Genomic DNA, 1959 nt, shown 5'->3' on the forward strand with positions numbered 1-1959 from the left:
GGGGTTTGAGTCCGATGGAGTATAGACGCAGTCTTGGAATTGCTTAATTCAGGTCCAAGAAAGCGTCCGCACCCCCGAACGGGAAGTTCAGAGTAAAGAGGAAAACCAACAGGAAGAAGTTTGCGAAGAAATGTAAAGAGGTGCACCGACTGATAGGAAGTATGCGTACCTTAACAATGGAAGAGATAATTCTGAAGTTAAACAGAATCCTGACAGGTTATTACCATTATTATGGCATCACAGACAATACACCAAGTATCAAGAAATTCAGATATAACGAGCTAAAGAGCTTATTTTATTGGATAAATAGAAGAAGTCAAAAGTAGAGCTATAGCTGGAATGAATTTTTGCGGACAATCGACGCGAATTACCAGTTAGCCAAAGGAAGAGTGTATGTCAGCGTATACGAATGATAATTGTTGAATAATGCGTTTCGTAAAGAGCCGGATGCGGGAAAGCCGCACGTCCGGTTCCTTGGAGGGGCGCATCTTGCAAAAGGTGCGTCTACTCGACCCTGGTACTAAACGAATTGGAAAGAGCCAGAATGCAGGTTGTTTTAGAGTATTTGAATGGAAATAAAAAAATAAACAGTGCTATTGCGGCAGAATTGTTGGGTGTTGAGGTAAAGACGGCAAGTCGTTTGTTGTCAAAAGCAGAAAAGCTAGAGATTCTTAAAGGCGATGGTAAGACAAAGAATAAAGTGTATTCTGTATTATAATATTAATTAAATTAAATTTAGGTTTTACGGGAAGGACGAAGATATGCAAGATAAACAACGTAAAGAGATTGTAGACAGTCAAGAGAATGCGTATAAAAGTACAAGAGATAGTAAAGTCAAGCAATTTTTGAAAGATAATGTATGGAATATTTTGGATACTGGTTTAGCTGCGTTTATTACTTTGGTAGGAACAATGAATTTGGTGATTTCAAAGAGCTTTTCTGTTTCATGCGCAAGTTTTTATGGGATAGATGGAAAGTATTTTAGTGGAACAGAAATGTTCGAAAATAAATTGATTTTTGTTTTATGTGCATTTCTTCTGTTTGCCTATCCCTTCATATTTTCGTATATAAGTGAAAAAATTAACAGCAAGATATATGTGATACTGATGTTTCTTTTTACGGTGTGTATTTTGTTTATTCAAAATGTATTATATACAATTAACTTGATAGAAATTATTCCTTGGACATGGTTGAGACAAATTGTAGATAATTATGTGACGATTATAGTGTTTTTAATTGCGGACATAATGATAGCATATTTTATAATAATCAGGAATTTCTTTTGGAAAAATAGAAAATACAATATAGTTGAAAAGATAGTATTATCAATAGTACTGCTGCTACATGTTATGAATGTAGCAACAGGAATTGCAATAAAAATGGACTATGAAATTAGTGACAAGAAATCATATGAGGTTATTGAACAGAATAGAGCTATAGTATCGAATTATGATGGCAAATTTGTGGTTATGGATTGCGAAATACAAGGGGAAACGATTGTTTTAAAAAAGGGAACATATAGTTTGGAGGAGATGACAGGGGTTTCAATTACATATCATAAATATGAGAAAGTAATCTGTGAATAAAAAGACCAGTCCCAACAAGTGTGTATGGAGGGACTGGTATAGGTATTAATTAAATTCATTTATCGCATCCACATAATCCTGTAAGCCATTTTCCTTCAATGCAAGCTTGCATAAGTAGAATTACCGGGTGCCAGACCGTGCGTCCAGCAAAGGGCGTGCAATCCGACAGGTGGAAATCCTGTCAAATAAGCTGCTAACCACAGCATTTGAAGCGAGTCTTGAGTGTGTTACAGTGATGTAATGGGCTAAGCGTAGACAGCAAGGTTGCAGGGACAGCAATTGAGCGCCGAAATACTATAAATCGGAGTGCCGACTCTGTGGTCTGAGGGGAAGGCAACATGTGGGTTTATCGTTAAGGTGAGATTTCACACAG

2 protein-coding genes and 1 pseudogene are annotated in these 1959 nt (G+C 36.7%); all 3 read left to right on the forward strand.

Going from position 1 to position 1959, the window contains the following annotated elements; genetic code table 11:
* Nucleotides 1-125: 125 nt before the first annotated feature.
* Nucleotides 126-326 (forward strand): annotated as a pseudogene (locus LKD48_RS16610) (group II intron maturase-specific domain-containing protein); the annotation flags it as partial.
* Between the two features lie 218 nt (nucleotides 327-544).
* On the forward strand, nucleotides 545-718 hold the full coding sequence (locus LKD48_RS16350; protein ID WP_308732647.1) for a hypothetical protein: 174 nt from the start codon (nucleotides 545-547) through the stop codon (nucleotides 716-718).
* 43 nt (nucleotides 719-761) lie between these two features.
* Entirely contained in the window at nucleotides 762-1586 is an 825-nt protein-coding gene (locus LKD48_RS16355; protein WP_308732648.1) for a hypothetical protein, read from the forward strand.
* Nucleotides 1587-1959: the final 373 nt, after the last annotated feature.

This window comes from Anthropogastromicrobium aceti (assembly GCF_020687335.1).
GTDB classification, from domain to species: Bacteria; Bacillota; Clostridia; order Lachnospirales; family Lachnospiraceae; genus Anthropogastromicrobium; species Anthropogastromicrobium aceti.